Raw genomic sequence first — 7274 nt, forward strand, 5'->3', positions numbered from 1 at the left:
GGCGACCTCATCGTGGACGGCTTCGATCTGGCCTTGCGATTTGGCGAACCTCGCTCATCCAGTCTGATTGCGCGCAAGCTCCTTGATACCGCGATTGTCACTGTCGCATCGCCCTCGTACCTCGCTCGCCGGGGGTGGCCAACGGAGCCTCAAGAGCTGGGGCACGGGGTGCACAGGTGCCTCGAATTCCGGAACCCGGAAACCGGAAAGCCGTATCCGTGGGAGTTTCATCGCAAGCGCAAAAAGCTGGTTGTCGAAACGAAGGGACGGCTCACAGTGAATGATCCAAGCGCACTCCTCAACGCATGTCTGGCTGGCTCCGGCGTCGCGCAGATGCTTCTTCTCGGAGCCGAGCACCTGATCCGGGAGGGACGGCTCACCAATCTTTTTCCAGACTGGCCGGATGAGCGCTTCCCGCTCTATGCGTACCATCCATCGCGGCAACACGTACCGGCCAAGACAAGGATATTTCTCGACTTTATCGTCGCTTTGACGAGTACGAGTTAGCGAGTCGAGATAGTTCGTTGTGTTGTCGGCTGCTGCACGGCCGTTTGTCGACAGGCCGAGCGAAAGTCGCCCCGGAGCGGGGGTAGCCGATCCGCGTCACGCAGGCTAGCTTCTTAGCTGATGAAGGGGAAACGTTGAAGAGCGAGTTTTTTTGAAGTCTCTACGGCCGTAGCGTAAAAGGTGCATACTAAAATTTCCCTATCCGCAGGAGGGTTCGTGCAATTCAAATACAACTCGTTCAATGTCGAATGTTCAGCATCCGAAACCGCCGGACGTTACTTAGGACAAGCAACTATATCGCGACCTGCATCTCCCGAGCTAGAAGGGAGCGGCATAAAATCGGGCTACCTTCGATCCTTTGATAGTGAAGCACAAGCTCTGGGATTCGCACGCTCCTGGGCCGAGAGATGGTGCGACACGCACTAGACTCATAGTAGGCTCAAAGCGACCCCCGCTTTGGGTCGAATCCATCTTGCTTGGTCCGTCAAGCGGCCTTCGCCGTTCGACTAAGGCACGCCAATCGATTTCTCTGCCCGACGGAGGTGATGGCTAGCGACTGAAAGGCGGAGACTTCGCGGCAACTCCACAACGCAGTGTTCGAACCGCATTTCGACGGCATCAATCCAAGCTTGCTTCCGGGCGTGCCAAACAATCGTCAGGAGGCGGGTGTAAGATCGCTCCGTTACCAAGACGATGCTATCGATTCCACACTGGATACTGACCATGTACAAGATGTTATTGGCTAGTGTAGTCGCCCTGACTGTCTCAGCAGGATCCCTCGCAGCCGCTCCTGCCGCCTACACAGATCCAGTTGACGCTCAGAGCCTGGACACGATTCGATCAAAATTCAGCGAGCTTATACAACTGGCAAATCGCCACGATTTCAAGGCTCTGCATGAGATGTTCTGGCAATCCCCTTCAGCCCTTCTAGTCGCCAAAAGCGCGATTCCCTCCGAAGGGAACTGGGCAGGTTTCTGGGGTAACGAAGCGATCGATCAGAAGCTGCACGATATTGGCACCTCCGGCCCTGTCGTCCTCCAGCCGGATTACTCGAAGGTGAAGGTTGTCGGCTTGACGCCGGACGTAGCGCAATCCTATGCGCCAGTGAATATCACGGTTTCCTACGCGGGTCAGGATGGAACGCCAAAGCCCTTTCTAGTGCTAATCAACTGGATAAAAGTCGGTGAGGACTGGAAAGTCGCTTCGGAGATCCTCCTGCCCGTACCTCCAGCGCCCAAAGCGAACAGTTAGGCGCCACCGGATGCTTGTGAATCGCTACACCTCTTGGGGTGCAGTTCAGATCCAAGGCTTTTTCTTTTTAATTATGTGAAGCGCTGTTGTGTTGTGCTTTCGGGCTGAACCAGCGGCGCGTATTTCCGCAGCTCGCTTGGTGCGATGTCGAAGCTGCGGCTGAACGCACGCGTGAAGCTCGTCAGGCTATTGAAACCCAAGCCCGGGCGTCTCCTGATCTGCAAACGTGCACGCGCTGGAAAACGTCAGTCAGGCGTGTCAGGATCGGCCGCCGCGCACTCGCGAATCACATCAATGAATGCGCGCAATCCCGCCGGCACATGCCGATGCCCGGGGTAGTACAAACAAAGGCCGGGTGCACGCTCGGACCAGTCGTCGAGCACGCTGACGAGTCGGCCGGCGGCAACGTGCTCGGCTACCGCCCACTCACTCATCCATGCAAGGCCGACGCCGTGAAACACGGCATCGAGTATCAGATGCGGGCTGTCGAGTGTCAGTACGCCTGGCACGTCGATTTCGACGCGCTTGCCGTGCCGCCCGAACGTCCACTTGTAAGGCGCACCGCCCGGCAGGCGGGCGCGAATGCATTGTTGCGCGCGCAAGTCTTCGGGCGTCGCCGGCCTCACGCGATCGGCAAAATACGCCGGCGCGCCCACCACCTGGAAGCGCACCGCGGCACTGCAGGGCACGGCGATCATGTCTTGCGGCACGTGGCCGATCTGCCGGACGCCGGCATCAAAACCTTCCGCGACGATGTCGACCATCCGGGCATCCGTCACAACATCGAGCTTCATGTCGGGGTAACGCCGCAGGAATTCGTAGCCGACGGGGTTCATCAGCCGCAGCGCTGCGCCCTCCGACGCGTTGATGCGCAATGTGCCCGTCAGCGTTGCGCGATGCGTATTGGCCTCATCCATCGCCGCGGAAATTTCGCGCAGTGCGGGACTGATGCGCGCGAGAAACTGCTCGCCGGCTTCGGTCAGCGACACGCTGCGCGTGGTGCGATGAAACAGGCGCACGCCCATTCGCTGTTCGAGCGCGGCGACCGCGTGACTCAGAGCGGATGGCGACATGCCGAGTTCCTTCGCTGCGCCACGAAAGCTGCGATGTGCCGCGACGGATGCCACCGATGTCAGTTCGGATAACGCTGTTTTATTCATCGTTTCATTGTTCGCTTAGCTGCATTAACCCGTGCGATGTTGTGCGTATTGTCGCATCGATCATCGGTCGTTACCTTGTCTGCAGGTCACCCTCAACAGTCAAGGAAACGGAACCATGAGCAAAACTATTTTGATTACCGGCGCGTCGTCGGGCATCGGCAAGGCGAGCGCAGCATTGTTTGCCGCAAAGGACTGGAACGTCATCGCGACCATGCGCCGCCCCGACGCGTCACTCGAAGCGGACAATCTGCTCGTCGAAGAGCTGGATGTGCAGGACGTCGATAGTATTCAACACGCCGTCGATGCCGGGATCGCGCGCTTTGGTGCGATCGATGTGCTGCTCAACAACGCTGGCTATGGTCAATACGGGTTGTTCGAGGCACTGTCGCGGGAGGACATCCAGACGCAGTTCGACGTCAACGTGTTTGGCGTGATGAACGTCATTCGCGCGGTCCTACCCCATTTTCGGGCGCGCAAGTCCGGTGTGATCGTGAACGTAGGGTCGGGAGCCGGCATCTTCACGCTGCCGATGATCTCGCTTTACTGCGCGAGCAAGTTCGCCCTGGAGGGGTTCTCCGAAGCGTTGTCGTATGAACTGGCCTCACAAGGCATTGGCGTGAAGCTCGTTGACCCGCACGGCGGCGTGACGAGCACGCGTTTCAACGAGCGCTCGGCGCAAAGCGCAGCTGCGAGCGACGCGCTGAAGGACTACGACAGTTTCGTCGCTCGCACGGGTGAGGCCTTCGCCAAACTCGCGGCGGCGAGCACTATCACCGCGGAAGAGGTAGCGCACGTGATCCACGGTGCAGCGACCGACGACACCGATCGCCTGCGCTACCTCGTCGGCGATGACGCGCGTGGTTTTATCAAAGCGCGCCGCACCCTGGACGATCAGGATTACATAGACTTCATGCGGGCGCGTTTCCCGTCTGCATGACTCTGGTTTGCATGACCGTCTCCGTTCAAGTGAACGGGATCGACACGCCGCGCTCGCTCCGTTCAGTCACAGGACGTCCTGGAACGGACAGCAGGTCTCTACGGGGCCTACGACCGATTGCGGACTGCTGGAGCGATTGGGTCCACCGATGTTATCGGCAAAACGTCAGCCTTCATTGGTTTGATGAAATTCTTTGAGACATCTTCTGGCACCAACAAAAGTAGTCAGCAAGACAGTCAGCGCAGTGAAAGAAAACCCCATATCGCCTGGAGCCTGCGGGATTTTCGTTTTTCAAGCGTTGCGCGCTTCTCTACCGGAAGGGGCCCCAGGACGGCCTGCCGCGTCGGTTGGATCAGTTGCAGCCCAGGCGGCAGGCCCATCCGGCGAACATCGCGCGACGCCCTCTGCTGGATCGATCGTTCGATTCTTCTGCAAAACCGCTCACCCGTTCGCAGCGCAGCGGTGCGTTGCCGCAAGTCCCCATGTGCTCCCCAGCAGCCGCGCCCCGTCACAAGCCCGTCGGCAAGGCGCTCCTCCGCTACCTCGGCCAATGTCATATCTTCGCCACGTAGGGCGGTTACGGTGCTGTACCTACACTAAAAATTCCCCTCCACGATGTCGTCGACGTCCGAGCACGGCCGCGAGAACAACGATGCAGCCTTCAAGGCGGCCCAGGTGAGCGTTCTGTTAAACGCAGCCTTGATGACCATGCAGATTGCTGTCGGCTGGCTCGCTTACTCGGACGGTTTGCTGGCCGACGGTGTTCATACGCTTGCTGATCTGGCAGCGGACGGGATGGTCCTGGCGGTCTTGCGCCTCAGCGCCACGGCAGCGCAGCGGAACGACAACGATCAATACGATCGATACGAAACCATAGGATCACTACTGATCTCCTTCCTCTTGATCGCAACGGGAATGGAGACCCTCTGGAGCAGTCTCGGACACGCGGCCAATGCAGCGACTACTTCCGGCGTTCACGCGAGCGCGCTAGCCGTCGCGTTGTTTGTGATCGTGGCGAAAGAGGCGCTGTTTCGGTACATCATGTCGGTCGCTAAACGCACCCGTTCCACCATCCTCGTTGCAAGCGCCTGGCACGCACGCTCGGACGCAATCTCGGCGCTGATAGCGGCAGTCGGCATTCTGGGCAGCATGGCCGGCCTGGCGATATCGGATCGGCTGGCCGCTGCCGTTATCGGCATCATGATTGCGCGGATGGGCTTCAACCTCGGCTGGAAAGCCTTCAAAGAATCATTCGCTCGACCCGCCAGCGAGACCGCCGGGCAATAAGGCCGCGGGTTACTTGTTCTTGCAGCGAGCGCGTGCGGGCAATGAAGCATGAACCCCTCGGCATACCTGGCCGGGTGCCTCCAAGGCGGCGCTCGCCACCCGCTATAGACCGCCGCCATACTCTGCTGCAATACTCCCCGCTGACACCCGGCGTGCACGCTCATGATGACGCTCGCAATCGGGAATGAATCAGGATCGTTTACCAGTCAAAAGGAAAATAACGAAATGAACGGAAGCGGATTGAGCGACGTCGAATTCCCCGTGCAAAAACAACTCGAGGCTTACAACGCCCGGAATATAGAAGACTTCATGCAGTGGTGGGCCCACGACTGTGAGTACTATGAGTTTCCATCACGCTTGCTGGCCGCCGGCGCAAGCGCGATCCGCGAACGGCATGTCGCCCGGTTCAGCGAAACCAATCTTCACGGCGAGCTCGTCAAGCGGATATCAGTTGGCAACCTGGTAGTCGATCAGGAGCGCGTCACTCGCACCTTTCCGGACGGCCCCGGCGAGATCGATGTCGTCGCTATCTACGAAGTCGAGAATGGAAAAATAGCCAAGGCATGGTTCAAGATGGGCACGCCGAGGCTACATACTGCTTAGACAATTTGCAGATCTTAAACGCCGCGAGGGCGCCAGAAGTCCAAGCGCCCTTTCACCGGCTTCAGCCCTTAGTACCGCGTTACCCGTCCCTCGTCCGGAATCTTGAATACCGATACCGCGGCCTTCAAGTGACGCGTCTGCTCATGCAGCGACGCAGCGGCCGACGCCGCCTGCTCCACCAGCGCCGCGTTCTGTTGCGTCATTTCATCCATCTGCACAACAGCCTGATTGACCTGCTCGATGCCCGTGCTTTGCTCAAGCGACGAGGCGCTGATCTCGGCCATCATTTGCGTGAGGCGCGAGATTGACGTCGATACCTCGCGCATTGCCTGACCGGCACGTTCCGCGAGCGCTGACCCATCGTTCACTTGCGAGACCGATTCACCAATCAGCTCCTTGATCTCCTTGGCCGATTGCGCGCTGCGTTGAGCAAGCCCGCGCACCTCGCTCGCCACGACCGCGAATCCGCGACCCTGCTCGCCCGCACGCGCCGCCTCAACGGCCGCATTCAACGCAAGAATATTGGTCTGGAACGCAATGCCGTCAATCACCGAAATGATCTCAGCAATCTTGTCCGAGCTCCTGGCGATGCTGGTCATTTTCTCGACCACCTGATCGACCACGCCCGTACCTCGTGATGTCGCAGTCAGCGCGTCGCCGGCAAGGCTGTTCGCGTCGCGGGCATGCTCGGCGTTCTGGCGCACGGTCGCGGTCAACTCCTCCATGCTCGATGCAGTCTCTTCCAGCGATGCGGCCTGATTCTCGGTACGTGCAGACAGATCCGCATTGCCGGTGGCGATTTCATCGGCGCCAAGATTGATCGAGTCCGACGACTCGCGCACCGTCTTTACCGTGTGCGCGACGCTTGCCTGCATCGATGCGAGACCGGCGAACAAACGGCCAATTTCGTTGGTACCGCGATCGGCAATATGCTCGTCGAGCTTGCCTTCGGCGATTCGTTCGAAGTGACGGCCGGCTTCTTCGAGCGGCGCCACAACGCCACGGCGCAACGCGACGTGTACGAACGCGACACCCGCTGCGAGCAGCACGAAAATCGCCAGACCAACGCCGCGGAAAAGACCAAGCCGTGCATCGATGGAATCAAGATACGACTGGCTCGCGGCGTCGCCGAACCGTGCGAAGTTTTGTTGCTCGGTGAGGTAGCGGTCCTGGAACCCTTGGGTCGGCTGATCGAGGAACGCCTGGAGATTGTTGGCGTCGAGGTACTGGGTCAATTCACTCAGCGCACCGTGATACGCCTGGTACTTTTCCTGCAATGCGGCCGTGCGTGCCTTATTTTCATCGCCGGTTTTGGGTGCGTTGACGAAGGCAGCAAACGACTTGTCCGCCTGCGCCAACTGCTCGCGTGCATGCTGGACAATGTCGACCGGCTCGGTGCCGCCGCGCGCCATGCGGGTGCCGGCACGCGACAGGTTGATCCGTGCGTCCATCAATCGTTGGGTGGTTTCATTGACCTCGTTGACTTGCTTGATCGCGATGTTCGACAGGTTACCGACGTCGTCGTGAGT

The 7274-nt window shown here is 59.3% G+C and carries 7 protein-coding genes; 5 read left to right on the forward strand and 2 right to left on the reverse strand.

Features of this window, described 5'->3' with window-relative positions; translation table 11 throughout:
• Window positions 1-507, forward strand: a 507-nt coding sequence (locus JWR14_RS37440; protein WP_299719691.1) for a substrate binding domain-containing protein, incomplete at its 5' end; no start/stop codon positions are given.
• 723 nt (window positions 508-1230) lie between these two features.
• A complete protein-coding gene (locus JWR14_RS37445; RefSeq protein ID WP_299719694.1) occupies window positions 1231-1758 on the forward strand; it encodes a hypothetical protein in 528 nt (175 codons plus the stop codon).
• A 245-nt stretch (window positions 1759-2003) separates the two neighbouring features.
• Here the strand turns inward: JWR14_RS37445 and JWR14_RS37450 are convergent, their stop codons facing one another.
• Window positions 2004-2918, reverse strand: a complete 915-nt coding sequence (locus JWR14_RS37450) for a LysR family transcriptional regulator (protein ID WP_299719695.1) — start codon at window positions 2916-2918, stop codon at window positions 2004-2006.
• A gap of 115 nt (window positions 2919-3033) precedes the next feature.
• On the opposite strand from JWR14_RS37450, the gene JWR14_RS37455 reads away from it, so the two are divergent.
• The 3 genes from JWR14_RS37455 (at window position 3034) to JWR14_RS37465 (ending at window position 5745) form a co-directional block, all read left to right on the forward strand.
• Window positions 3034-3855, forward strand: coding sequence for an SDR family oxidoreductase (locus tag JWR14_RS37455; protein WP_299719696.1), 822 nt, complete (start codon window positions 3034-3036; stop codon window positions 3853-3855).
• Window positions 3856-4530: 675 nt separating this feature from the next.
• Entirely contained in the window at window positions 4531-5142 is a 612-nt protein-coding gene (locus JWR14_RS37460) for a cation diffusion facilitator family transporter (protein ID WP_299719698.1), read from the forward strand.
• Between the two features lie 162 nt (window positions 5143-5304).
• On the forward strand, window positions 5305-5745 hold the full coding sequence (locus tag JWR14_RS37465) for a nuclear transport factor 2 family protein (protein WP_299719701.1): 441 nt from the start codon (window positions 5305-5307) through the stop codon (window positions 5743-5745).
• A 68-nt stretch (window positions 5746-5813) separates the two neighbouring features.
• Here the strand turns inward: JWR14_RS37465 and JWR14_RS37470 are convergent.
• The coding region (locus JWR14_RS37470; RefSeq protein WP_299719703.1) for a methyl-accepting chemotaxis protein at window positions 5814-7274 on the reverse strand (1461 nt) is incomplete at its 5' end.

The sequence above is a fragment of the Caballeronia sp. genome, assembly GCF_028292365.1.
Lineage (GTDB): Bacteria > Pseudomonadota > Gammaproteobacteria > Burkholderiales > Burkholderiaceae > Caballeronia.